22 protein-coding genes are annotated in these 23,573 nt (G+C 66.8%); 13 read left to right on the top strand and 9 right to left on the bottom strand.

Features of this window, described 5'->3' with window-relative positions; all coding sequences use genetic code 11:
• The first annotated feature begins 15 nt into the window (after positions 1-15).
• The 8 genes from LFT46_RS16530 (at position 16) to LFT46_RS16495 (ending at position 12,941) form a co-directional block, all read left to right on the top strand.
• The gene (locus tag LFT46_RS16530) at positions 16-771 is read left to right on the top strand and encodes a cytochrome c biogenesis CcdA family protein (protein WP_236799511.1); all 756 of its coding nucleotides are present in this window, start codon (positions 16-18) and stop codon (positions 769-771) included.
• Positions 771-2,570, top strand: coding sequence for a cytochrome c biogenesis protein ResB (gene resB / locus LFT46_RS16525; protein ID WP_236799510.1), 1,800 nt, complete (start codon positions 771-773; stop codon positions 2,568-2,570). The genes LFT46_RS16530 and resB overlap by 1 nt, the downstream gene beginning before the upstream one ends.
• On the top strand, positions 2,570-3,655 hold the full coding sequence (ccsB, locus tag LFT46_RS16520) for a c-type cytochrome biogenesis protein CcsB (RefSeq protein ID WP_236799509.1): 1,086 nt from the start codon (positions 2,570-2,572) through the stop codon (positions 3,653-3,655). The genes resB and ccsB overlap by 1 nt, the downstream gene beginning before the upstream one ends.
• Positions 3,656-3,843: 188 nt before the next feature.
• A complete protein-coding gene (locus tag LFT46_RS16515) occupies positions 3,844-6,036 on the top strand; it encodes an Hsp70 family protein (RefSeq protein WP_236822066.1) in 2,193 nt (730 codons plus the stop codon).
• A 1-nt stretch (position 6,037) separates the two neighbouring features.
• Positions 6,038-8,125 carry a LuxR C-terminal-related transcriptional regulator gene (locus tag LFT46_RS16510; protein WP_236820411.1) on the top strand — a complete coding sequence of 696 codons (2,088 nt, stop codon included), beginning with the start codon at positions 6,038-6,040 and terminating at the stop codon, positions 8,123-8,125.
• A gap of 165 nt (positions 8,126-8,290) precedes the next feature.
• The gene (locus LFT46_RS16505; protein WP_236820410.1) at positions 8,291-9,403 is read left to right on the top strand and encodes an IniB N-terminal domain-containing protein; all 1,113 of its coding nucleotides are present in this window, start codon (positions 8,291-8,293) and stop codon (positions 9,401-9,403) included.
• Positions 9,404-9,528: 125 nt separating this feature from the next.
• Positions 9,529-11,451, top strand: a complete 1,923-nt coding sequence (locus LFT46_RS16500) for a dynamin family protein (RefSeq protein ID WP_236820409.1) — start codon at positions 9,529-9,531, stop codon at positions 11,449-11,451.
• Entirely contained in the window at positions 11,448-12,941 is a 1,494-nt protein-coding gene (locus LFT46_RS16495; RefSeq protein ID WP_236820408.1) for a dynamin family protein, read from the top strand. The genes LFT46_RS16500 and LFT46_RS16495 overlap by 4 nt, the downstream gene beginning before the upstream one ends.
• A gap of 23 nt (positions 12,942-12,964) precedes the next feature.
• On the opposite strand, the gene LFT46_RS16490 is transcribed toward LFT46_RS16495, so the two are convergent.
• Positions 12,965-13,534: a hypothetical protein gene (locus LFT46_RS16490; RefSeq protein WP_236820407.1), complete on the bottom strand. Its 570-nt coding sequence runs from the start codon at positions 13,532-13,534 to the stop codon at positions 12,965-12,967.
• 4 nt (positions 13,535-13,538) lie between these two features.
• Positions 13,539-13,928: a PLD nuclease N-terminal domain-containing protein gene (locus LFT46_RS16485; protein WP_236820406.1), complete on the bottom strand. Its 390-nt coding sequence runs from the start codon at positions 13,926-13,928 to the stop codon at positions 13,539-13,541.
• Between the two features lie 62 nt (positions 13,929-13,990).
• Here LFT46_RS16485 and LFT46_RS16480 point away from each other — a divergent pair, with 62 nt between their 5' ends.
• Positions 13,991-14,299, top strand: a complete 309-nt coding sequence (locus LFT46_RS16480) for a DUF4229 domain-containing protein (protein WP_236799502.1) — start codon at positions 13,991-13,993, stop codon at positions 14,297-14,299.
• On the opposite strand, the gene LFT46_RS16475 is transcribed toward LFT46_RS16480, so the two are convergent.
• The 5 genes from LFT46_RS16475 to LFT46_RS16455 all read right to left on the bottom strand — a co-directional run bounded on the left by LFT46_RS16475 (position 14,296) and on the right by LFT46_RS16455 (position 18,707).
• A complete protein-coding gene (locus LFT46_RS16475) occupies positions 14,296-15,177 on the bottom strand; it encodes a 1,4-dihydroxy-2-naphthoate polyprenyltransferase (protein WP_236799501.1) in 882 nt (293 codons plus the stop codon). The genes LFT46_RS16480 and LFT46_RS16475 overlap by 4 nt on opposite strands.
• A gap of 76 nt (positions 15,178-15,253) precedes the next feature.
• Positions 15,254-16,465, bottom strand: coding sequence for an AMP-binding protein (locus LFT46_RS16470; protein WP_236820405.1), 1,212 nt, complete (start codon positions 16,463-16,465; stop codon positions 15,254-15,256).
• Positions 16,466-16,477: 12 nt separating this feature from the next.
• The gene (locus LFT46_RS16465; RefSeq protein ID WP_236799499.1) at positions 16,478-17,431 is read right to left on the bottom strand and encodes a 1,4-dihydroxy-2-naphthoyl-CoA synthase; all 954 of its coding nucleotides are present in this window, start codon (positions 17,429-17,431) and stop codon (positions 16,478-16,480) included.
• A gap of 22 nt (positions 17,432-17,453) precedes the next feature.
• Entirely contained in the window at positions 17,454-17,894 is a 441-nt protein-coding gene (locus tag LFT46_RS16460) for a VOC family protein (RefSeq protein WP_236820404.1), read from the bottom strand.
• A 51-nt stretch (positions 17,895-17,945) separates the two neighbouring features.
• A complete protein-coding gene (locus tag LFT46_RS16455; RefSeq protein ID WP_236799497.1) occupies positions 17,946-18,707 on the bottom strand; it encodes a CPBP family intramembrane glutamic endopeptidase in 762 nt (253 codons plus the stop codon).
• A 206-nt stretch (positions 18,708-18,913) separates the two neighbouring features.
• Between LFT46_RS16455 and LFT46_RS16450 the strand changes: the two genes are divergently transcribed.
• Positions 18,914-20,374: an amino acid permease gene (locus LFT46_RS16450; protein ID WP_236820403.1), complete on the top strand. Its 1,461-nt coding sequence runs from the start codon at positions 18,914-18,916 to the stop codon at positions 20,372-20,374.
• Between the two features lie 10 nt (positions 20,375-20,384).
• On the opposite strand, the gene LFT46_RS16445 is transcribed toward LFT46_RS16450, so the two are convergent.
• Positions 20,385-21,179 carry a dienelactone hydrolase family protein gene (locus tag LFT46_RS16445; protein ID WP_236820402.1) on the bottom strand — a complete coding sequence of 265 codons (795 nt, stop codon included), beginning with the start codon at positions 21,177-21,179 and terminating at the stop codon, positions 20,385-20,387.
• A gap of 46 nt (positions 21,180-21,225) precedes the next feature.
• On the opposite strand from LFT46_RS16445, the gene LFT46_RS16440 reads away from it, so the two are divergent.
• Entirely contained in the window at positions 21,226-22,296 is a 1,071-nt protein-coding gene (locus LFT46_RS16440) for a DNA polymerase IV (RefSeq protein WP_442863654.1), read from the top strand.
• 52 nt (positions 22,297-22,348) lie between these two features.
• Positions 22,349-22,483 (top strand): hypothetical protein, encoded by a 135-nt coding sequence (locus tag LFT46_RS21200; protein ID WP_272910807.1) that lies wholly within the window; start codon positions 22,349-22,351, stop codon positions 22,481-22,483.
• Here LFT46_RS21200 and LFT46_RS16435 read toward each other — a convergent pair.
• Positions 22,480-22,656, bottom strand: a complete 177-nt coding sequence (locus tag LFT46_RS16435) for a CsbD family protein (protein ID WP_236799494.1) — start codon at positions 22,654-22,656, stop codon at positions 22,480-22,482. The genes LFT46_RS21200 and LFT46_RS16435 overlap by 4 nt on opposite strands.
• 128 nt (positions 22,657-22,784) lie before the next feature.
• Between LFT46_RS16435 and LFT46_RS16430 the strand changes: the two genes are divergently transcribed.
• Positions 22,785-23,459, top strand: a complete 675-nt coding sequence (locus LFT46_RS16430) for a pentapeptide repeat-containing protein (RefSeq protein ID WP_236820401.1) — start codon at positions 22,785-22,787, stop codon at positions 23,457-23,459.
• The last annotated feature ends 114 nt before the right edge of the window (positions 23,460-23,573 follow it).

The following is a 23,573-nucleotide window of genomic DNA, read 5'->3' as shown; positions in this document are numbered from 1 at the left end:
GAACAGGCCGGGACCGTGAACAGCCCCTTCGCCGAAGCCATCCTCAGCGGCTCCATCCTGCTGGCCATCCCGGTGGCACTGCTCGCCGGGCTGGTCTCCTTCCTTTCGCCCTGCGTCCTCCCGCTGGTACCCGGTTATCTGGGATACGTGACCGGCCTGAGCGGCGTGGACCTGGAAAAGCAAAAGCGGGGCCGCATGCTGGCAGGCATCGGATTGTTCGTCCTGGGCTTCTCGGTGATCTTCGTCCTGCTGGGCGGCGCGTTCGGCCAGCTGGGCACGCTCATCACCGGCAGCCAGAACGCCTGGATCACCCAGCTTCTGGGCATCCTGGTGATCATTATGGGCATCGTGTTCATGGGCGGCTTCAGCTGGCTCCAGCGGGACGCAAAAATCCATGCCAAGCCGCCCGCCGGTCTCTGGGGTGCCCCGCTGCTGGGCCTGACCTTCGGGCTGGGCTGGGCGCCGTGCATCGGCCCCACCTACTCGGCCGTGCAGCTGCTGAGCCTCTCCGGCGGGTCCTCAGCCGCCAAGGGCGCTTTCCTGGCATTCGTGTACAGCCTGGGGCTGGGCATTCCGTTCCTGCTAATCGCACTGGCCCTGCGCCGGGGGATGGGCGTGATGGCGTTCTTCCGCAAGCACCGCCTGGCCATCCAGCGGACCGGTGGCGGAATCCTGGTGGTCCTGGGGCTGCTGATGGCCACCGGCGTGTGGGGTGCCTGGGTGACCGGGCTGCAGTACTGGTTCCAAACCGACGTGAAGTTGCCGATCTGATGAGCGAGCGTGTGAAGGTAAAAAAGAAGCAATCCGCCCCTGTTGCCGAGGCGAAGGCCCAGGCCGCCCTCCCGGCGCTGGGACCCAGGGGCATGCTCCGGTGGGCCTGGACCCAGCTGACCAGCATGCGGACTGCACTGTTCCTCCTGCTGCTCCTCGCCGTCGCCGCCGTCCCCGGGTCGCTGTTCCCGCAGCGGCCCGCCAACCCGGCCACGGTGACCCAGTACATCAAGGACCATCCGGAGTACGGCAAGCTGCTGGACTCCCTGCAGCTCTACGACGTCTACTCCTCCGTATGGTTCTCCGCGATCTACCTGCTGCTGTTCATCTCGCTGATCGGCTGCGTGGTGCCGCGGGCCATCGCCCATTACAAGGCCATGCGCTCCCAGCCGCCGCGTACCCCGCAGCGCCTGTCCCGGCTGCCGGAATACGGCACGTTGGTGATTCCCTCGGGCGCCGGAATCCCGGCGTCGGACGCCATCAACGGTGCGGCTGGGTTGCTGCGGAAGCGCGGCTACCGGGTGGAGGTCAGGGATGCCGACGGCGCCCTTCCGTCTTTGGGTGCCGAGCGCGGCTTCATGAAGGAAGTGGGCAACCTGGTGTTCCACACCTCGCTCATCGGCGTGCTGGTGTCCGTGGCCGCCGGTGGCCTCTTCGGCTACAGCGGCCAGCGGATCCTGGTGGAGGGCGACACGTTCGTGAACACGCTGGTGGGCTACGACCAGTTCAACCCCGGCACCAACTTCCAGTCCAGCCAGCTGCAGCCGTACTCGCTCCAGTTGGACAAGTTCAACATCACCTTCGACCGCGAATCGAAGGGCAAGTTCGGCCAGCCCATCGACTTTGCCGCCACTGTCACCACCAAGGAGAATCCGGAGGCTCCGCCGAAGCAGGAAATCCTGAAGGTCAACGACCCCCTGAGCCTGGGCGGCACCAGCATCTACCTGACCGGCAACGGCTATGCGCCGGTGGTGACAGTCCGTGACGGGGCGGGCAACGTCGCCATGCAGGGCCCGGTGGTGGCCAAGCTGCAGGGCGAGAACTACTACTCCTCCGTGGTGATCAAGGTCCCCGACGCCAAGCCGGACCAGCTCGGGTTCGTGGGCTTCTTCCTCCCCACGGCGTTCGTCACGGACAAGAATATTTCGTTCAGCGCCGATCCCGAGCTGTTCAACCCGCAGCTGACCCTGAACTCGTACTACGGCGACCTTGGCTTGAACACGGGTGCGCCGCAAAACGTCTTCGAGCTGGATGTCAAGAACCTGACGCCACTGAACGCCAGGAACCTGGCGGCAGGCGGCATCACGCTGGCCCCCGGCTCCACCTACACCCTGCCGGACGGCAAGGGCACCATCAGCTTCGATGGCGTGAAGCGCTACATCGGCGTGGACATCCACCACAACCCGGGACAGCTCTCCGCCCTGGTGTTCGCCCTCCTGGCCGTGGCCGGCCTGATCCTGTCGCTCTACGTCAACCGCCGCCGCGTCTGGGTCCGCACGGGCACAGCCGCTGACGGCCGCACCATGGTGGAGTACGGGCTCCTGGCCCGCGGCGAGGACCACCGCCTGGCCGGCGAGGCGGCGGCACTCCGGAAGCTGTTCACCGCAGAGTGGCAGCTGCCTGAAGGCACTGACTCTGAAGGTGCTGTGTCCAAAGACGCCGCTCCGTCCCAGCAAACTCCCAGCCGGGCAGGCGATAATGTCGCAGGCTCCGTCGATAACGCGGCAGGCTCCGCTGAAACTGGCGCCGGCTCCGTCACCACCCCAGCAGGCCCCACCGGGCCCGAAAAGGACCAGTAATGCCATTTGGAATCAACGAAACCATGGGCCAGTACAGCGAACTCTTCATGCTGCTGGCGGCGGGTACCTACACGGTGGCCTTCATCGCCTTCGCCTGGGACCTGGCCAAGAGCAGCAAGGCGCTGCGCGCGGTGGACCTCAAGGCCGCCCAGGCCGGCACTGCCGCCAAGGTTCCCGTAGCGGCAGGAGTGGGTGCAGGTTCTGCCGGGGCCCGCCTGGACGGGCCTGCCGACCGGGCCGAGCGCCCGTCGTCGTCCGCCAAGGCCGGCGGAGCAGGAACTGGCAGTGTCGTAACGGCCGACGGCGACATGAAGTACGCCGCGGAGCGCCGGGTCCCGGCGCGGGTGGCCGTAGCCCTGACCATCCTCGCCGCCGTCATCCACGGGGCCGGCGTGGTCACCCGGGCACTGGGCGCGGGCCGCGTGCCGTGGGGCAACATGTACGAATTCCTCACCACCGGCGCATTCCTCGTGGCAGCCGTGTTCCTTCTCTCGCTGATCCGCCGCGACCTCCGCTTCCTGGGCACCTTCGTGGTGGGCCTGGTGATCATCATGCTGGTGGCGGCCTCTGTGGCTTTCTGGACCCCCGTGGGTCACCTGGTTCCCGCCCTGCAGAGCTACTGGCTGGTCATCCACGTCTCCATCGCGGTGCTTTCCTCGGCACTGTTCACCCTGACTTTCGCCATGTCCGCCCTGCAGCTGGTGCAGTCCCACCGGCAGAAGACCGTGGCCGCGGACGGCACCGACAAGCTCGGTTTCATGCGCCTGGTGCCCTCAGCGCTGAGCCTGGAGAACCTGTCCTACCGCATCAACGCCATCGCTTTCATCGGCTGGACCTTCACGCTGATGTTCGGTGCCATCTGGGCCGAGAAGGCTTGGGGCCGGTTCTGGGGCTGGGACACCAAGGAAGTGTGGACCTTCGTCATTTGGGTCGTCTACGCCGGCTACCTGCACGCCCGTGCCACCCGCGGCTGGACCGGAACCCGCGCCGCATGGCTGTCGATCGTGGGCTACCTCTGCGTGATCTTCAACTTCACCATCGTGAACACGTTGTTCAACGGGCTCCACTCCTACTCGGGCCTCTAAGCTGCGCCTTAAGACCCGCTGGTTTTACGGGTCTTAAGGCCCGAAATCGATCGGTGATACGGCAGCCACCTGCCGTATCACCATTCGTTGTAGCAACAGGGGTGTTCCCCGGTCCCTGGGAATGCTAATTTGGTGACTGTTCACTGTGATGAAGCTTGCATGTGGACCACCAGCCTTTCGAGGTCACCATGAGCTACGCCCTCGCCGTAGACGTCGGGACGAGTTTCACGGCAGCCGCGGTTGTACGCTTTCACCAAGGTGCTTCCCCCGTGCCCGAGTGCCTTCCCCTCGGCGCCCGTGGAGCGTCCGTCCCCTCCGTGCTGTACTACCCGGAGGAAGGCACTGTCCTGGTGGGCGAGGCCGCCGAACGCCGCGGGCTGGACACACCGGAGCGAGTGGTCCGGGAATTCAAGCGCCGGATTGGCGACGACGTACCCATCATCCTGGGCAGCCTGGCGCTGCAGCCTGAGGACGTCTTCGCCACCATGGCCCGGTGGGTGGCAGACCGCGCCGCCGAACGTGAAGGGGGCCCGGCGTCGGCCTTCTTCCTGACCCACCCTGCAGCCTGGGGCAGCCACCGCCTGTCCGTGGTGCGGGACGCCCTCAGTTCCCACGGCCTGGAGAACGTGACACTCCTCCCCGAACCGGAGGCCGCGGCCCTGCACTACGCGTCGCAGGTGCGGGTGGAGGAAGGCAGCACCATCGCCGTTTACGACCTCGGTGGCGGCACCTTCGATACCGCTGTCCTGCGGAAGTCCGGCAGCAGTCGCTTTGAACTCGTGGGACGCCCGGAGGGAATCGAAGACCTGGGCGGAGCCGACTTTGACGCTGCGGTCTTCCGCTACGTGGCAGGCCACAGCGGGAACGCACTGGACAGCCTCGACGCCACCGACCCCGTGGTGCTTGGCGCCCTGACGCGGTTACGGCGCGAATGCGTGGAGGCCAAGGAAGCCCTGTCCGCTGACAGCGAGGCAAGTATCCCGGTACTCCTGCCGGGCGTCCAGCAGCAGGTCCGCCTGGTCCGTTCCGAGTTCGAAGCGCTGATCGAAGAGCCCGTGCGGGAAACGGTGGCGGCACTGGAACACTCCCTGGCCCAACTGCACCTTGAGCCGGAAGACCTGTCCACGGTGCTGCTGATCGGGGGCTCGTCCCGAATCCCCTTGGTGGCACAGCTGGTGTCCGAGCAGCTGGGCCGGCCCATCGCGGTGGACGCCGACCCGAAGTCCTCCATCTGCCTCGGCGCCGCCGTGGCGGCGCTCCTGGCACACACCGCTGCCGCAAAGGCATCGGCGTCGGCGGAAGCTGAGGCGGTCGAAACTGAAGCGGCACTGGCCGGGCCGGGATCAAGCGGAGCGGACGCTGATGAGGCGCGTGCCGCCGTCGTGCCTTCCGGCGCGCCACCTGGAACGGGCCACCCCGGACGGCCCAGCTGGTCGCGTAAATATTCGACGGCGGGAGGAGCCATTGCCGCGCCCTCCCGCAGTGCGCTGCACGGGAAAGGGGGCGCGCACGCCCCGAAACCCACGGTCCGGGTCACGGCCGTCGCCGCGGCCGCTGCCGTCCTTACGGTCCTTACCGCCACTGCCGCCCAAAGTCCGGATGGCTTCGGGAGCCTGACCGCGATGTTCGTGCCGCAGGCAGGGGCCAGCACCACGGGTGGATCCACCGGGGGAGGGACAACTGAAGCGCCCGATCCAGGGGGAGCAGCAGTGGTTGCCGTTCCCCATCCCCTTGCGGGCGTTGAAGCCAGCGCCACGAAGCCGCTCAGCCAGGAGCCCGGACCCGCTGCCTACGCACCGCCCGCCGGAAAGCCGGCGAGCAGCGGCGACGGGAACGCCCCCGGTGGGGCGAAGGCCGGTGGACCCGCTGCGGGAGCTCCCCTGACTACGCTGTCCGGCTCCGGTGCGGCCGGCACCGGCATCATTCCGGATTCCATTGCCACTGTCACCGCAAGCCCTACCGACCTCTCGCAGCCTCTCCCGACCAGTCCTGCAACCTCCGTCCCCGCGTCCCCTGCCACTACTGCAGCCGGGACCACAACGTCCCCGCCCACATCGCCTGCCCCGTCATCGTCCGGCACGGCCTCGCCCGGCACATCACCAGGGGTGACAAGTAGTCCCACGCTTAGTCCCACTCTCAATTCCGGTCCAGTTCCCACGGACACAGGCACCGCGACGCCGACCAGCGAGAGCGCGTCTCCCAGCATGACGCCTGCAACAATGTCAGCCGCCGGCCCCACTGGCGATGCGCTCGTCACGCCAACGGCCACCGAGCTGACTCCCACACCTGCCGTTGCGCCTGCACCTACGCCCGAGGAGATCACCACTGCCTCCACTGAGACTGCCGTCGCCACGGCCACGACCACAGCTCCGGCGGCCTGAGATGGATGCGCACCTGCAGCGGGCGGAACGCCCCGTACCCCTGCACACGTCTCCGGACCACCAGGGGCACCCGCCGCCGCCCCATTCAGCCGAGCTGATGGCCAAGCAGTTGAAGGGCGCAAACGCGGCAGTACGTGAGCTGCTGCTGGCACTGTCGGTGGGCTTCGCCTTGCCCGGACCGCTCCCGGCAGACCTCCAGCACAAATTCATCAGCGGGACCGTGGAGGACCTGGACTCCTTAGTGGACAGGGCAGAGGCCGCGGGCCTGCTGAGGCCGGATGGCACCGTGGTGGGGACTGCCCAGCACGCCCTGTTGACCGCCACTCCAACCGCCAAGGTGCACGCGCTCCAGCGGGAGCTCGTGAGCGTTTTCGCGTCCACCGGGCAACCGCTTGGCAACCTGGCGCGCGACCTCGCCAGGGGCGGACTCGCCGATTCCAGGGTTGCAGCGGAACTTGAGCAAGCGGCCAACGCTGCGCTGGAAAGCGACCCCAGGCTCGCCTCCCAGCTCTACGAGGAAGCGCTCCTTGCAGGTGCCGACACGCTGGCAACGGCGGCCCGGCGCGCCCAGGCCGCGGCCGGCGACGGTGAACTGGATACCGCCGCCCGCATCATCGACGCGCTCCTGGTCAGTGCGGACCCGCCGGACGTGCGTCGCGGCGCGGACGTAGCGGCCTCTGTGTGGGCGCAGCGGGGAATGCTGGCACGCGCAGCCGACGTCTACAACTGGTTGGGGCCAGGCCGCGTAGGTGCCTCGGCGCCCCTTGCCGCCGTCGCCATGATCGGTGCGGGAGACCGGGCAGGTGCCGAAGCCTTCTTCCAGCCGGATGCTCCGGCGTCGTCCCCGACCCTCCTCGCGGCTGCCCTGGTGCAGACCGGCCAGGGAGTCTTCGCATCTCTGGGCGAAAAGCCGCAGCAGGGCATCTCCATCCTGATCCACGCATCAGACATGTTGAACTCGGCGGGCATTGCCCTGCCGCTGCCGGAAACGCCGGCCGCCCTGGCAGCCCTCCTGGCCTTGCACAGCGGCGAGCCGCACCTGGCGGAAACAGTCTGCCGGGCCGCGGTGGTGGCCGGGCAAGGTGGCAATGCCGCGCAGCCCAGGCTTTTGCTGCTCCAGGCCTGGGCAGCCATGATGCAGGACAAACTCGAGGACGCACGGTTTGCCGCAGCGGAAGCAGCCAAGGCCAACCACTGGCCGCTGGTCCCGCGCGACGAGTTCATGTCCGCCGCCCTGGAGGTGGGACTTGCCCGCCGCAACGGAGACGTACCGGAGCTGCTCAGGGCGTGGGAGCGGGCACGGGAGGCAATGCTGCACACGTCGGTGGACCTCTACAACCTCCTGCCGTGGGGGGAGCTGCTGATTGCCGCTGCCCGCCTGCGGGAGACGCGCCGCGTGGCGCAGTACCTGGACGACGCGTGGAAGCTGTTGGGGCGCCTGGGCGGACCTGCGTTGTGGGCCGTTCCCCTTCACTGGGCCGCCGTCCAGGCTGCGCTGCTCAATGAGAGCCCCGCCGATCTTGCCCCCCACGCCACGGCACTGGCAAGGGCCTCGGCCCACAGCCAGCTGGCCGCCGTCCTGGCGACGGCGGGCAAAGCCTGGGTATCGGTGCTGGCCGGCCGTTTCCGTACTTCCGAGGTGGAGGGCGCGGCCCGGCTGCTGGGAGCTGTGGGAATGCCGTGGGAGGGCGCCAGGCTGGCCGGACACGCAGCCGCCCGCGCAGAGGAACGGCGGGACATGATGCGCCTGCTCTCCTGCGCGCGGGACCTGCATCCGCAGGGAAGCACAGGAGCATCCGGGGGCGCCGACGCGCAGGCAGGCAGCGGTGCCGACGGCGTGGGCAAAGGCGCGCAGCCGGACGCATCCGGCCTAAGCGAGCGCGAAAAGGAAGTTGCCAGGCTGGTGCTTGAGGGCAAAACCTACCGGGAAATCGGCGAGGCCATTTACATTTCGCCCAGGACGGCGGAGCACCACATCGCCCGGATCAGGCGCCGGCTCGGCGCGGAGAACCGGTCGGACCTGCTGGCCCGCCTGCGCCTGGCACTTGGCGTGGAAAGTTCCCAGCAGCTGAATCCGCAGCAGGAATGAACCCCTAACACCCCTAGGCGTGCCAGGCCCGGCGCCCCGGAACGGCGGCCGCTGCTAGGGGGAAACCGCCCGATGTCCTGTCCCCGGCAGCGAACCTAGGTTGAGATAACCGGGTACGTTTCGCCGGATGATCCGCAACTTCAAGAAGATGTGAGGACCACGCATATGCCAACACTCGCAAACGACCTTGTTCAGTTCCTGATGCAGCTCTTCGGCAACCGGGAAGCGATCCAGGAGTTCCTGGACGACCCCGAGAGGGCATTGGCGGAACACGGCCTGGGCAACGTGTGCTCGGCTGACGTGGACGCCGCCATGCCGGTCGTCCTCGACTACGCCCCCATCACCGTCAACGCCTCATCCCTGGACCGGGTACATCACACCGGCGGAAACAGTGCCTGGGCAGGGCACACGGGGTCCGGGTACATGGGATCCGGGCAGGCGGGCACGACGGCGGCGCACGCCGGGAGTGCCGCGGCCATCCATGGCGGCGGGCCCAGCCCGGGGCAGGGCGGGACCGACTACGACCAGGACGACCACGCCCACGCCGTCCAGCAGCTGCACCACGTGGTGAACCACTTTTCCTACACGACCAACACCACCATGCTCGACGACCGGGACACCACCACGGACCAGTCCGTCAACCAAAACATCTGGGCGCATGGGGACGTGGAGCAGTGGTTTGACCATGATGCCGTTGTGGCCTCCGGAGATTACGCAGTGGCGGCTGGTGACGACGCCAGTGTCCGGGACTCCAATAACATTCGGGATTCGTACAACGCCGACCATTCGACCGATAACTCCAGGGACAGCTCCATCCACGCGGGCGGAGACGTTGGAATCGGCAACGAGGTGACTGCCATTTCCGGTTCCTTCAACACCGACGATTCCTTCAACACCGACGTCGGCCTGGATGTGGACGACTCCTTCAACGACAACTCGGACCATTCGGACTACTCCGACCACTCGGACCACTCCGTCAGCACGGACACAGCCCTGGATGTCCGCGACTCGTTCAATGACAACTCCGACAACTCCACCCACAACTCGGTGGAGGTGGAGGATTCCTTCAACCCGGACAACTCCACCAACACGGCGGTGGACGTCCACGTTGACGACTCCTTCCAGGACAACTCGGCCACGAACACCGTGCAGGACAACCTGGTGGTTGCAGACAACCAGCTCGATTTCACGGAGGACAACCCGAGCCACACGGATGTGGACCTGGAAAACCACACCGCCATCGACCATGCGGTGGTTGACGACTCCACCGCGCTGTAACACGCTATTCCAACAACACGCTGTTCGCGGGAGGCAAACCGCCCGGCAGGAGGCATCCACTTCCTGCCGGGCTCTTCCGGTATTTCCGGCATTGGGAATTTTCGGCACCGACAGGGGGACACGCTGTGGCAGAAGCAGCACCGGCAAGGCCACCGGGGCCCGTCACTGCCGGGCAGTTGGGAAAGCTCGTGGAGCAGGGCCTTCAGCTGGTGGGCAGCGGGGACCGCACAGACCTGCGCCGGAGGCTGGAGCAGGCCAGTGCCCGCCTGCGGGACCCGAGCATCAGGGTCATTGTCGTGGGGGAGTTCAAGCAGGGAAAGAGCAAACTCATCAATGCCCTGGTGAACGCCCCGGTATGCCCCGTGGACGACGACATCGCCACTTCCGTCCCCACGGTGGTCCGTTACGGGGAGCCGGCGTCGGCCGCGGTCCTGGTCCCCGCCCCGGATAATTTCGCCGCGGACATCTTCACGGCGGAAGACCCCGCCGGGGATGCTGCCGGCGGCGGCATTGAGCGTCGGCCGGTGGCGCTTACCGACCTGCCGGCCTTTGTTTCCGAGCAGGGGAACCCGGGAAACAGCAGGAAAATAGCCGCCGCGGAGGTCTGCCTGCCCCGACGGCTCCTCACCGGCGGACTCAGCATCATCGACTCCCCGGGCGTGGGCGGCATGGGCTCCACGCACACTTTGACCACCCTTACGGCCCTGCCCACCGCGGACGCCATGCTGCTGGTATCGGACGCGTCGCAGGAATACACGGAGCCGGAACTGCGGTTCCTGCGCCAGGCCATGCGGATTACCCCCAGCGTTGCCGCCATTCTTTCCAAAACAGACCTGTATCCGGACTGGCGGCGGGTGGCGGAACTGGACAGGGCGCACCTGGACCAGGTGGCGCCGGATATTCCGCTGTTGCCACTTTCCGCAGACCTTCGGCTGGAGGCTGCGCGGCTCCAGGACAGTGAGCTCAACGACGAATCCGGCTACCCGGCCTTGGTGGCCCACCTGCGCAATGACGTGGTGGGGAAGGCAGAACGGATCCAGCGCCGCTCCGTGAGCCAGGACCTGCTGTCCGTCACCGGGAACCTGAGGCTGTCCCTGCAGTCCGAGCTGGACGCCCTGGAAAACCCTGGTGGCACGCCCCAGATGCTCGCAGAACTGGAACAGGCCAGGGCGGAGGCGGACCATCTGCGAAAGCGGTCCGCCCGCTGGCAGCTCACGCTCAGCGACGGCATCAACGACCTGATCGCCGACATGGAGTACGACCTCCGGGACCGCCTGCGCGGGATCCAACGGGAAGCGGAGAACGCCATCGACCAGGGCGATCCCGGTCCCGTGTGGCCGCAATTCTCGCAGTGGCTCGAAGAGTGCGTTGCCGCAGCGGTTTCGGACACGTTTGTCTGGACCAGCGAACGGTCCCAATGGCTGGCGGCCCAAGTGGCTGAGCACTTCGCGGCGGACGAGGTATCACTGCCTGTCCTGCATGTCTCCGACTCCGGGGACGCCCTGGATCCGGTGGAGCAGATGCCGCAGCTGGATCCCGGCCGGGTGAACCCGGTCCAAAAAGTCCTCATCGGAATGCGGGGATCCTACGGCGGCGTCCTGATGTTCGGCCTCCTGACGGGGATCTTCGGGATGGCCCTGATCAACCCGCTGTCCGTGGGTGCCGGGCTGCTGCTGGGGCGCAAGGCCTACCGGGAGGACAAGGAGACCCGGCTGAAGCGGCGCCAGAGCGAGGCGAAAGCCTTGGTGCGGCGGCAGCTGGACGATGTGACGTTCCAGGTGGGTAAGCAGTTGAAGGACAGGCTGCGCCTGGTCCAGCGGACCATCCGCGACCATTTCACCGAGATCGCCGATGAATACCACCGGTCGCTGTCCGACTCGGTGGCCGCGGCGCAGAAGGCTGCGAACTCGTACGCACAGGAGAAGGAAGGACGCGTGCGGGACATCAGGGCGGAGCTGAAAAAGGTGGATGCGCTCCATCGGGCTGCAGAAGCCGTAGCCGCCGAGGCAGCTGCAGCCAGGACCCAGACAGCGGCGGGGGTGGGATGACGGCGTCCACCACGGCCGGGGCGGCAGCATTGATCCGGGAAGCGCTGGAGGTATATGCCGATGACCTGCACACCACCCAGGAACTGCACGGCTATGCGCGGCGGTTGGCAGAGCCGCTGCGGATTGCCGTTGCCGGCATGGTGAAGGCAGGCAAGTCAACGCTCCTGAATGGCATCATCGGTGAGGAAATCGCCCCCACGGACACCGGCGAGTGCACCCGGATCGTCACCTGGTACCGGCACGGCCATACGCCCCGCATCACCCTCCACCCCGCGGCAGGGGAGCCCCGGGACCTGCCGCTGAAGCGAGTGGACGGGCGCCTGGTCTTCGTCCTCGACGGCGTACGTGCGGAAGAAGTGGAACGGCTCGACGTCGAATGGCCGGCGCCTGCACTGCGGGCCATGACCCTGATCGACACCCCCGGCATCGCTTCGGTCTCCCAGGACGTGTCCGCGCGGTCCCTGGCGTTCCTGACCCCGGAGGATTCGCCGTCGGAGGCTGACGCCGTCATCTACCTGATGCGCCACCTGCACGCGTCCGACCTGAGGTTCCTGGAGTCCTTCCGCGACACCGGGGCAGGCCGCTCGGGCACGGTCAACTCCATCGCGGTGCTGTCCCGGGCAGACGAGGTGGGAGCCGGCCGCATCGACTCCCTTCTGTCCGCCGGCAATGTCGCGGAGAGGTACAGCCGCGACCCCACCCTGCGGAAGCTGGCCCTCGGCGTGGTCCCGGTGGCCGGGCTCCTGGCCCAAAGCGCCCGTACCCTTCGCCAACCGGACTTCGAAGCCCTGCGGTTGCTGGCCACCCTGGACCGCGCCGAGCGTGAACGGATGCTGCTCTCCGCCGACAGGTTCCGCCGGTCCGCCGGGCCGGCGGGTCTGACGGAAGAGGCGCGGGTGTCACTGCTGGAACGCTACGGGCTTTTCGGGATCCGGCTGGCCGTGGTCCTGATCCGCAACGGGTTTGCCGAACCCACGCCGCTGGCCCACGAGCTGGCCCGGCGGAGCGGTCTGGACACCCTGCTGGATGTGCTGGACCGGCAGTTCCAGGCCAGGGCGGAAGCGCTCAAGGCCCGGACCGCCCTGGTGGCAGTGGAAAACCTCCTGGCCAGCCGGCCACGCCAGGGGACGGAAAACCTGGCGGCATCCCTGGAGCGGCTGCAGGCCAACGCGCATGAGTTCCGCGAGCTCCGGCTGCTGGCGGCCCTGCGGACCACGGGGGTGGAGCTTGCCCCGGAGCTGGCTGCGGAAGCTGAACGGCTGGTCGGAGGCCAGGGCGCCGCCGCATACCGCCGGCTGGCCGTGGCGCCCGATGCCGGACCGGAAGTGCTGGCCGCTGAGGCGAGCCGCTGCCTGGCACGCTGGCGCGCAATCGCTGAGAGTCCGCTGACGGCACGGTCAGCCGGTGAGGCATGCCGGGTGGTGATCCGCAGCTGCGAGGGAGTGCTGGCAGAATGCGCCGGGAGGAACCGGCAGCCGAAGTCGGCGTAGGGCGTTCCCAGGCCATTGCCGGCTCAAGCCCTGGCACTCTCCGGCCTCAGCCAGGCCCCGGCAGACGGCAGGAACAGCAGCGCCAGCCCGGCTACCGCCAGGAGCAGCCCGGCGCCCCACAGCATCACCACGTAGCTGCCGGCGGCACCGGCCGGGACCAGGAAGGCGGACGCCAGGAGCAGTATGAGGACATGGCTGGCCAGCAGGGGGAGCAGGGTCCAGCGGGCCCAGTTCCGGCGGTTCAGCACGGCGGCGAGCACTGCTGCCTCAAACAGGGTCACCAGCAGCAGGGCGCCGATGCTTCCCCAGAAGACGATCTCCGCCGTCCTGCCTACGGCCGCGGCGCCACTGCCTGCCGCCATGTTTGCCACCACGCCGTGGAGCCGCTGCAGATTGGAATCACGAGCCACGAAGGACCCCAGCAGTACGGCCAGTCCCGCACCGAAACTGAAGAGCCACAAAGTGCGCGCAGTGCGGACTGTCCCGGGCAGCGGGGTGACAACCGGAATGGGCGGCGGGGTGGAGTAGGACGGGCCAGGCCTTGGTGGGGGAGCGGACGGGTGCCGCTCTTCACCGCCGGACTGGAATGCCATAGCCCTATTTCAGTCCGTCGGTATCGTGTTCGTCGGTGCCCCGCTGTCCTTTTCCGCCGTCCTCCTTGGCCTTTGCTTCCAGTTCGTCCCGGAGTTTCTTCAGTCGCTCGGCCTCGGCCTGGCTGCGGCGGCGGGCCTCGAGGTTGCGGAGGAAGTCCGGGTCATCGTCCGGGGCCATGGAATGGGGGTAGCTGGGCCGCGGCTGCGCCGTGCCCCGTGGGCGTCCAATCAGCAGCCACAGGACGGCGCCCAGCACCGGCAGGACGATCTGCACGATGATCCAGGCCGGTTTCGAGATGCCCCGGGTAAGGCGGCCTTCAGTACGGATCACGTCCACCAGGCCATACACGAAGATGACGAGGACTGCGACGGCCAAAGCCACACGGAACAGCATGCCATCAAGTCTATCGTCAGGACGGGCAGGGGCCGCCGGGCGGAGGCGGCTAAACTTGAATAGTGGCCTTTTTGAAATATTCCCTGATCCGTTTGGCGATCTTTGTCCCCCTTTTTGTCCTGTTCATGCTCCTGCAGGTAGGGGTGCTGATGGCCGTGATCTGCGCGGCGCTCATTGCCTTTGCCATCAGCTACCTGTTTTTCCAGAAGCAGCGCGATGCTGCCGCGGCGGCCCTGCAGCACCGTTTCTCGGGGAAGGCCAAGCCGCTGCGCTCCGCCGGTGAAGTCCAGGACGCCAATGCCGAGGACGCCCTGCTGGACGCCAACCCGGACATCACCATCAACAACGCCAAGGGCACCAAGAACAGCTAGAACCCGTGGCTGAGGATCAGTCCCAGTGAGAACAGAACGCTGTAGCCGAGATTGATCAGGCCGGTCTGCTTCAATACCGGGATCAGGCTCTTGCGCTTGCGGCCGTTGATCATCAGCCAGGCCGGCATCAGGCAGGCGGGGATGAGCAGCAGCACGATCAGGATCCATGGCCGGGCCGGTGCCAGGATCACCACCAGCAGGATGGCGACGGCGAGCATCAGGACGTAGCTTTCCCGCGCGTGCTTGTCCCCCAGCCGTACCGCCAGCGTCTTCTTGCCGGCCTGCATGTCGGTAGGAATGTCCCGGACGTTGTTGGCCATGAGCAGCGCGGTGGCGATCAGGCCGGTGCCGATGGCGCCGATGACCGATGACAGGTTGATGTGTCCGGCCTGGGTGTAGGTGGTGCCCAGGGTGGCCACCAGGCCGAAGAAGACGAACACGAAGAGGTCCCCCAGGCCCATGTAGCCGTAGGGGTTCTTGCCGCCGGTGTAGCCCCATGCGGCCATGACGCAGCCCAAGCCCACCAGGATCAGCCACCAGGCCTGGGTGAGGAACACCAGCACCAGGCCGAACACCATGGCCAGGGCAAACGTGCCGAACGCAGCCCATTTGACGTGCTCCGGCTTGGCAGCGCCGGATCCCACGAGCCGCAGCGGCCCCACCCGGTCATCGTCCGTACCGCGGATGCCGTCCGAGTAGTCGTTCGCGAAGTTCACGCCCACCTGGAGCAGGAGTGCCACCAGCGCCGCGAGGATGGCGTTGGGCAGCAGGAACGAGTCCATCTCGTAGGCGGCGGCAGTGCCGATCAGCACCGGCGCGATCGCTGCCGGCAGCGTCCGGAGTCGGGCGCCTTGGATCCATTGGGCGGCTGTGGCCACGGTTAGTACCTCGTGTTGTTTCGGTCAGACGGCAGAATGGAACGTGCGCACCCGCCGCGGTGGTGCAGGTCCAACTCTACTTTCCCCGGTGCAGGGCGCTGAGTTCGGCGGTCATGGCGAGCCGGTCGGGTTTTCCGTTGGGCAGCATCCGCAGCGCCGGCGCCGCGAGGACGGTCTTGGGCGCCAAGAGCCCCAACTGCCGCTGCCATTGACGTTGGAGTACGACGGCGGGATCCCCGGCTTCCTGCCCGGCGGTGCCTTCCGTGCCGTCCGTACCTGCGGGGGCAAGCGCCACATAGGCGGCCACGGCCTGCCCCCACTCGGCGGACGGGACGCCCGCCACGAAAGCCGCGGCGACGGCGTCGGACTTTTCCAGCTGTTCCTGCACGTGGCCGGCGGAGACCTTGACGCCGCCGGTGATGATCACATCGTCGGCGCGGCCCAGCACGGTGAGCCGGCCGTCGTCGTCAATGGAGCCCAGGTCGCTGGTGCGGTACCAGCGCACCCCGTCCTCCTCGAAGAATGTCCCGGTTTCCTCGTCTGGTGCCTCGATGTAGCCTGCGGCGACGGTGTCACCGCCCAGCAGGATCCGGCCGTCCGTATCCACCCGCACCGAGACGCCTTCCAGGGGATAGCCGTCGTAGATGCAGCCGCCGGAGGTTTCCGCGGAGCCGTAGGTGGTGACCACGCGGACGCCGGCGTCGCGCGCCGCCGCCAGCAGGGCCGGCGGCGCAGGGGCCCCGCCCAGCAGGATGGCGTTGAACCGGCGGAGCACGGCGAGCGTGTCTGGCGACGGATCGTCCAGGAGCCGCTGCAGCTGGGTGGGAACCAGGGAAGTGAAGCGGATGTTGTCAGTGAGTTCCAGTGCCGCAGCGGTGAAGGCCTCCGGGGTGAAGCCGCCGGACATGTCCATGACCCAGGGCCGGGTGCCGGCAAACAGGGAGCGGACCAGCACCTGGATCCCGGCAACAAACTGCACCGGCAGTGCCAGCAGCCACTGGCCCTCGCCCTTGAGCCGCAACGCCGTGGCCATCGAGGAGGCTGCCAGGGACTCCACGGTCAGCAGGGTTGCCTTTGGCGTGCCGGTGGAACCGGAGGTGCGGACCACGGCCACGGCGTCGTCGCAGCCGGGGGTCTCAATGTGCCCAACGATGAGGCCGCCGTCGGGGCCTAAGGAGAGTTCGACGGCGGGGCCCTCGCCATGGAGGGCGGCCGCGAGGGCCTTCAGGGCGGGTTCGATGTTGACTGGACCGGCCGATACCGGAGTGGGGGAAGCTTCGCTGTTCATTGCCGTCCTGCCTTAGAAGTAGTGCGGGAAGCGTGACCAGTCGGGGTCGCGTTTTTGCAGGAAGGCTTCCTTGCCCTCCACAGCCTCGTCCGTCATGTAGGCCAGCCGGGTGGCTTCACCGGCGAAGACCTGCTGGCCGGCCAGCCCGTCGTCCGCCAGGTTGAAGGCGAACTTCAGCATGCGGATGGCCTGCGGGGACTGCCGGGCGATGTCTGCCGCGTACTCGAGCGCCACCTCCTCCAGCCGCTCGTGGTCCACCGCCTCGTTCACCGCACCCATGCGAACCATGTCGTCAGCGGAATATTCGCGGGCCAGGAAGAAAATCTCCCGCGCTGCCTTTTGCCCGATCTGGCGGGCCAGCAACGCGGAGCCGTAGCCGGCGTCGAAGCTTCCCACGGTGGCGTCCGTCTGCTTGAACTTGCCGTGCTGGCGCGACGCGATGGTGAGGTCCGCGACAACGTGCAGGGAGTGCCCGCCACCGGCGGCCCAGCCGTTGACGACGGCGATGACCACCTTGGGCATGGTGCGCATGAGCCGCTGGACTTCCAGGATGTGCAAGCGGCCAGCGCGGGCAGGGTCGATGGTTTCCTGCGTCTCCCCATCTGCGTAGCGATAGCCGTCCCGGCCGCGGATCCGCTGGTCCCCGCCGGAGCAGAACGAGTGGCCGCCGTCCTTGGGGGAGGGGCCGTTGCCGGTGAGCAGGACGGTGGCGACGTCGGGGGTCATCCGCGCGTGGTCCATGGCCCGGTAGAGCTCATCCACGGTGCCCGGCCGGAAGGCGTTCCGCACCTCGGGCCGGTTGAACGCAATCCTGACGGTGGGCAGGTCACGCACCCAGCCGCCGTCGGAATCCCGCTCCACCTGCCGGTGGTAGGTCATGTCCTGGAAGTCCTCGAAACCGGAGACCACCCGCCAGCGCGTGGGATCGAAGACATCGGACACCGGGGCGGGGATCTGGTTGCTCACCGTCCAAGTCTAGTAATCGTGCTTAGCTGATGCAGAACTCGTTCCCCTCGGGGTCCGCCATGGTGTGCCAGGAATGCGGGCCCTGCCGCGCCGACCAGAGGAAAGTGGCACCCCGCGCTTCGAGTTCGCTCCGGACCTCGTCCTTGTCCCGGCCGTCCAGCCGGACGTCCCAGTGCACCCGGTTCTTGACCGTCTTTCCCTCCGGTGCGGTCTGGAACAGGATGCGCCGCTCGGGGGCCTTGGACTCGATCTCTTCCGGCGGCCGGATGGCGGCGCCGTCCTTCCACACCATGTTGCCCCGGTGGGTCATGGTCTGGTCCTCGCTGGCATAGCCCTGCTCGATCATGGAACGGATGAAGGCCCCGTCCTGGGGCTCCACCGCCCACTGCAGGGTTTCCGCCCACCAGTCTGCGAGCTCGTGCGGCCTTGCGGAATCGACAACTATTTGGATATTCAGTCCCATGCGTCCACGGTAGAGGCGGCTGCCGCCCTGCGGAAGATCCTTTGGGGGCGCTTAGGCCTGGACGTTCTGCATCTGGTCGAACAGTTCCGGCGGGATAGCGTAGACCAGGATCACGGCCAGCAGGTTCTTGGCGGCATGGACGAAGTAGGAGAACATGACGTTCTTCCCGGTCCACATGTAGACGAACACCAGCGTGGCGCCCATGGCCAGGTACGGGAGCAGTGCGGTGAGGGTGATCGCTTCCTGCCCCACGATGTGCAGGGCCGCGAACAGCACCACGGACAGGATGCAGCAGATCCAGATGTTCACCCTCCTGCTTAGCTTGCCGATCAGCAGGTGCCGGAAAATGTATTCCTCCACGAACGGACCAACTATCACCAGCAGCGGGACCATGAGCCAGGCGGGGACCTGCTGCATCAGTGCCTGCAGCCCGGCCTGGTTCTGGGAGGTTTGCACCTGCCCGTTCGCCGCCACCAATATCGCCGTGAGGATCATCATGGCGATGACGGACGCCGGCACCATCAGCAGCGTGAACCAGGGCCGGGTTGCCAGGACCTTGAGGTCGCGGACCACCACCTTGCGGGCCGCCAGGAGTGCCAGTATGCCTACCGAGGCATAAAAGAGCAGGTTCACTGCGTACGAGGCCGCGGCGGGGGAGGGGGCTATCTGGCGCAGCAGCGGTGCCACCAAATCGCCGGCAGCGGCGAAGAACCCTGCGATGGCAACGTAGAGGCACAGCGTGGCCACGTCCATGGGGGAGAAACGGTACAGCTGGGGCTGCGGGGCGGGCGGTAAGCGGTGGGCTGTTGCCATGCTTCCAGCCTATCGCCGGGGCCGGCGTGTAGTGCGCGTCACGTACCACTGCGCACCAGGTTGTAGGATGGTCAGGTCGCGTGAAGCTTCGGCAGTTCGACGGTTCGCCCTCACATTCGCTGGCTGTACGGCCTGAAGACCGAATTATGTGAGCTCGATCATACGAAGACCGGATGCGGCCAACCCCCAACCCACAAGGAACAGTTGTGCCTCAAAGTACCCCCACAGACCTAAAGAACAGTACGGCGCCATCCACCGCCGTCGACCCCACCCTCAGCGCCGAGGGCTACAGCAAGACCCTGGGCCGCCGCCACGTCACCATGATTGCCATGGGCGGCGCCATCGGCGTGGGCCTCTTCATGGGAGCCGGCGGCCGCTTGGCCTCCACCGGCCCGGCCCTGATTTTCTCCTACGCCATTGCCGGCGTCATCGCCTACCTCCTCATGCGTGCCCTGGGCGAGCTCATCATGTACCGCCAGACCTCCGGCTCGTTCGTCAGCTACTCAGGCGAAATGTTCGGCAGGAAGGGCGCCTTCCTGTCCGGCTGGATGTACTTCATCAACTGGGGCATGACCGGCATCGCCGAACTGATCGCCATCGGCTTGTACTTCCAGTTCTTCTTCCCCAACGTTCCGGTGGAAGCATCGGCCATCGCCGCGCTGGCGCTCCTCGTGGCAGTGAACCTGCTCAGCGTCAAGGCCTTCGGTGAATTCGAATTCTGGGCCTCCTGCCTCAAGGTGGGCGCCATCCTGATCTTCCTGGTGGTGGGCACCTTCATGGTGGTCACCAACGCCCAGGTGGGTGACGGGCACGCGTCGGTGGCCAACCTGTTCGCCGCCGAAGGGGGCATGTTCCCCAAGGGCGCCCTGGTGATGGTCCTGGTCCTCAACGCCGTTATTTTCGCCTACAACGGCATCGAGCTGGTGGGCATCACCGCCGGCGAGATGCAGAACCCGGAGCGCGAGGTGCCCAAGGCCGTCCGCGCCGTCGTCCTCCGCATCGTGGTGTTCTACGTTGGCTCCGTGACCCTGCTGGCCATGCTGCTGCCGTCCGACCAGTACAAGGCCGGCACCTCCCCGTTCGTCACCGTTTTTGGCCAGATGGGCCTGGGCTGGGTGGGCGACGTGATGAACATGGTCGTGATCACAGCGGCGCTGTCCTCTTGCAACTCCGGCCTGTACTCAATCGGCCGGGTGTTCCGCACCATGGCCAACAACGGGCACGCCCCCCAGTGGCTCACCAGGATGTCCAAGCGCCACGTCCCGTACGCAGCCATCCTGGCCATCGCGGCGTTCTACCTGGTGGGCATCATGTTGAACATCTGGCTGGGCGGTTCACACGCATTCGACCTCGCCCTGAACACCGCCTCCATCGGCGTGATCTTCTGCTGGGGCTCCATCTTCGCCAGCCAGATCGTGCTGCGCCGCCGCAAGGGCATCACTTCCAGCCTGCCGATGCCCGGTTCGCCGTGGACCAGCTGGGCCGGCCTGCTCGGCCTGCTGGCCATCACGGTGCTGATCGGCTTTGACACCATGACCAGCAAGGACGGCGAGGTGTTCTACCTGGGACTGTGGACCCTGGGCACCATTCCGTTCTTCGCGCTGCTCCTCTGGCTGGGCTGGCAGAAGGTCAAGAACAACCAGCCCAAGAGCGAGCTTTACAGCTGACCTTCCCGGCTTACTGAACAACGTTCGACGGCGGGCCGCCCCCTTGAGTGGGCGGCCCGCCGTCGGCGTTTCCTTTCAGGTGCCGTGCGAAGAAGTCCTCGATGCGCTGCCAGGCCTCAGGGGAGGACTTGGGATCCGGGCCGACGCCCATCACCCGCATCAGCGGGCGGAGGAGTACCGGCCCCAACTCTTCATCGTTGAGGAAGGCGTGGCCTGCCCCGGGGAATTCCTTCACGCTGTGCTCGATGCCCAACTGGTCGAGGGCTGAATCGAGCCGGGCCGCGGCGTCCTTCAGGGACTTGTCCGCACCGCCGTAGCTGGCCACGATAGGACAGGAGCCCCGCAAAGCCTCCACCAGGTCCTGCTGCTCCTTGCCGGGCAGCCGTCCGTAGTTGACGGAGGCGGCGTCGAACCCGTCCCGGGCGGTCAGCAGGGCAAACCCGCCGCCCATGCAGAAACCGATAACCCCGGTCTTGCCGTTGCATAGTTCCGACTCCGCAAGCCAGCTGCGCGCGGTGGCGATGTCTATGAAAGGCCTGCCCGTGCGGGCTGCCATGGCACGCATGGTTCCCACCAGGCAGCGCCTGCGACCGCCGTCGCTGAACAGATCCAGCGCCAGGGTAAGGTAGCCGGCCCGGGCCAGCCGGTCCGCATGCCGGCGGGTCTGGTCATCCAGGCCGAACACTTCATGGATCATGACGACGCCCGGAAAGGGGCCCTGCCCTTCGGGCACGGCAAGGTAGCCGTGGAGGAAGGTCGATCCGCCGGCAGCCGTGCTCTCGGCGCTCAGGTCTACATTCGTCATGGCCCAAGGCTAGCCGCTGGGAGTCCCACCGGGCAGACTGGGGCTTGTGAGCGAACCGTGGGTGCTGCATGTGGACCTGGACCAGTTCATCGCTGCCGTTGAAGTGCTCCGCCGGCCCGAGCTGGCGGGAAAGCCGTTGATTGTGGGCGGGCGCGGGGACCCTACCGAGCGCGCCGTCGTGTCCACGGCATCCTATGAGGCCAGGGCCTTTGGGGTTGGCTCGGGAATGCCGCTGCGGATTGCCGCGCGGAAAGTGCCGGATGCCGTCATCTTGCCCGTGGACCACGGGGCCTACCTTGAGGCGTCGGAGAAGGTCATGGCGGTGCTGCGCTCGCAGCCGGGAACCACAGTCCAGGTGCTCGGCTGGGACGAGGCTTTCGTTGGCGTCGAGACTACCGATCCAGAAGCCTTTGCCAGGCTTTTGCAGGAGGCCGTCCTGGCGGAAACCCAGCTGCACTGCAGCGTGGGGATCGGCGACACCCTGCTCCGCGCCAAGGTTGCCACTTCATTCGGCAAGCCCGCGGGGGTCTTTCGGCTCACGGAAGAGAACTGGCTGGACGTCATGGGGAGCCGGCCGACGGTGGAGCTGTGGGGCGTGGGAACCAAGATCTCACGGCGCCTCGCCACCCTGGGGATCAAGACTGTTGCCGAGCTCGCAGCGGCGGACCCCAGTGACCTGGTCCCCGAGTTTGGTCCGAAAATGGGTCCCTGGTACGCGCAGCTGGGACGGGGGGACGGCTCCCGGGTCGTTGACGATACGCCCTGGGTGCCGCGGGGGCACAGCCGAGAGACCACCTTCCAGCGCGACCTGACAGACCCCGAGTGGATTCGCGACGCCGTCCGGGAGCTGGCCGCGCGCGTGCTGGAGGATGTTGCTGCCGAGGGAAGGCCGGTGATCGGCCTGACGTTGAAAGTTCGGTATGCGCCGTTCACCACCAGGACCTACGCGCGGAAGATTCCCCAGACGTCCGATCCCGAGGACGTGCTGTCCCGGGCCCTTGACCTCGCGGCGAAGATCGAGCCCGGGCAACCCATCCGGCTGCTTGGACTCCGGGCCGAAATGACCATGCCTGAGGATTCGCGGCAGGGCCACACGCCGACCCGCAGCGGCTGGTGACTTCCCCCTTAGATTGCTGACTTCCGGCATCGATTGCTGTGTATTTGTCGTTATGAGCCGTCAAAACGACAAGTACGCAGCAATCGATGATGAGTGGACAGCGAAACGGCGGCAGATCCAAGGGATCCGCCGCCGTTTGGGGCTGCTGCAGCACGCCGTTCGCTGCGGCTGCATCAGCAAGGACTAGCTGCGCTTGAACTCGTCCTTGACGCTTTCGCCCACCTTCTTGGCGTCTGCCTTGACCTGGTCGGCCTGGCCTTCTGCCTTGAGACGGTCGTTGTCGGTCGCGTTGCCTGCAGCTTCCTTGGCCTTGCCGCCAAGGTTCTCTGCCGCGTTACTGATCTTGTCTCCGAGGCCCATGTTTCCGGCCTCCTTTCGTTTCCGTCGATCAACCGTGCCCTTTCACGATAAGCAAAGCTTGCTTACCATTTCAAGTCCCGCGCTGCGTTTGCTGCCCTTTGTCAGGCCCCACCGCTAGGCTCGGGCTCATGGATAAAGCGCGCGGCAAGGCGGCAGCCAGGGTGGTCCCGCCCCGGCTCTCCCCGGTGGAGTTGAATGACCTCGAGGACCTGCCGGGCCACGCGTTCCGCCGCGGTGACCGGCATGAGAATGCACGGTTCACCCGTGCCGCCATGGACGGCCTCGACCTCGCGGACAGCGTTTTTGCCGAGTGCCGGTTTGATGCAGCGTCCTTGAACGACACCCAGCTCCGCGGTGCCTCATTCCGCGACTGCATCCTGGCAGAGGCGTACGCGCCTGTCTTCCGCGGTGCCCGGACTACCTGGCGCGAGGTTGAGTTCCGGAATCCCCGGCTGGGCTCGGCCGAACTCTATGAAAGCGGCTTGCAGTCCGTGCGGATCGACGGCGGCAAGGTGGACTTCCTCAATCTCCGCGGCGCCAAGCTCACTGACGTGCTGATCAGCGGCTGCATCATCAATGAACTGGACCTCGGGGGTGCCGCGGCAACAAGGGTGAAGCTTGAGGGCTGCACAGTGGGCTCACTGGACCTGACGGGAGCCAAGCTGAAGGATTTTGATATCAGGGGTACGGAATTCCGCGGGATCAGCGGCTTGGGCAGCCTGTCCGGAATGGTTATCGACGAGTATCAGCTGAACCTTTTGGCGCCGCTAATTGCGGCGCACCTGGGGGTGGCGGTGCTGTAACCGGATGCGCGCGTGGGGCCTGCCGTGTACCATTTACAGAACGAACGGTCGGTAAGTGGAGGGTTCCGCTGCGCCGGCCGCCGATGACAGTGCTGTTTATCGCGTGAAGGGTGT

The sequence above is a fragment of the Arthrobacter sp. FW306-07-I genome, from assembly GCF_021800405.1.
Classification (GTDB): Bacteria; Actinomycetota; Actinomycetes; order Actinomycetales; family Micrococcaceae; genus Arthrobacter.
The sequence above is the reverse complement of the archived record's forward strand: the minus strand, read 5'-3'. Positions and strand labels throughout refer to the sequence as shown.

What these genes read in the sequence shown, in the direction of transcription:
- LFT46_RS16445 (WP_236820402.1), bottom strand. Translation starts at nt 21,179, where the DNA reads ATGACGAATGTAGACCTGAGCGCCGAGAGCACGGCTGCCGGCGGATCG.
- LFT46_RS16430 (WP_236820401.1), top strand. Translation starts at nt 22,785, where the DNA reads ATGGATAAAGCGCGCGGCAAGGCGGCAGCCAGGGTGGTCCCGCCCCGG.
- LFT46_RS21200 (WP_272910807.1), top strand. Translation starts at nt 22,349, where the DNA reads ATGAGCCGTCAAAACGACAAGTACGCAGCAATCGATGATGAGTGGACA.
- LFT46_RS16505 (WP_236820410.1), top strand. Translation starts at nt 8,291, where the DNA reads ATGCCAACACTCGCAAACGACCTTGTTCAGTTCCTGATGCAGCTCTTC.
- LFT46_RS16460 (WP_236820404.1), bottom strand. Translation starts at nt 17,894, where the DNA reads ATGGGACTGAATATCCAAATAGTTGTCGATTCCGCAAGGCCGCACGAG.
- LFT46_RS16485 (WP_236820406.1), bottom strand. Translation starts at nt 13,928, where the DNA reads ATGCTGTTCCGTGTGGCTTTGGCCGTCGCAGTCCTCGTCATCTTCGTG.
- resB (WP_236799510.1), top strand. Translation starts at nt 771, where the DNA reads ATGAGCGAGCGTGTGAAGGTAAAAAAGAAGCAATCCGCCCCTGTTGCC.
- ccsB (WP_236799509.1), top strand. Translation starts at nt 2,570, where the DNA reads ATGCCATTTGGAATCAACGAAACCATGGGCCAGTACAGCGAACTCTTC.
- LFT46_RS16470 (WP_236820405.1), bottom strand. Translation starts at nt 16,465, where the DNA reads ATGAACAGCGAAGCTTCCCCCACTCCGGTATCGGCCGGTCCAGTCAAC.
- LFT46_RS16455 (WP_236799497.1), bottom strand. Translation starts at nt 18,707, where the DNA reads ATGGCAACAGCCCACCGCTTACCGCCCGCCCCGCAGCCCCAGCTGTAC.
- LFT46_RS16515 (WP_236822066.1), top strand. Translation starts at nt 3,844, where the DNA reads ATGAGCTACGCCCTCGCCGTAGACGTCGGGACGAGTTTCACGGCAGCC.
- LFT46_RS16490 (WP_236820407.1), bottom strand. Translation starts at nt 13,534, where the DNA reads ATGGCATTCCAGTCCGGCGGTGAAGAGCGGCACCCGTCCGCTCCCCCA.
- LFT46_RS16495 (WP_236820408.1), top strand. Translation starts at nt 11,448, where the DNA reads ATGACGGCGTCCACCACGGCCGGGGCGGCAGCATTGATCCGGGAAGCG.
- LFT46_RS16435 (WP_236799494.1), bottom strand. Translation starts at nt 22,656, where the DNA reads ATGGGCCTCGGAGACAAGATCAGTAACGCGGCAGAGAACCTTGGCGGC.
- LFT46_RS16510 (WP_236820411.1), top strand. Translation starts at nt 6,038, where the DNA reads ATGGATGCGCACCTGCAGCGGGCGGAACGCCCCGTACCCCTGCACACG.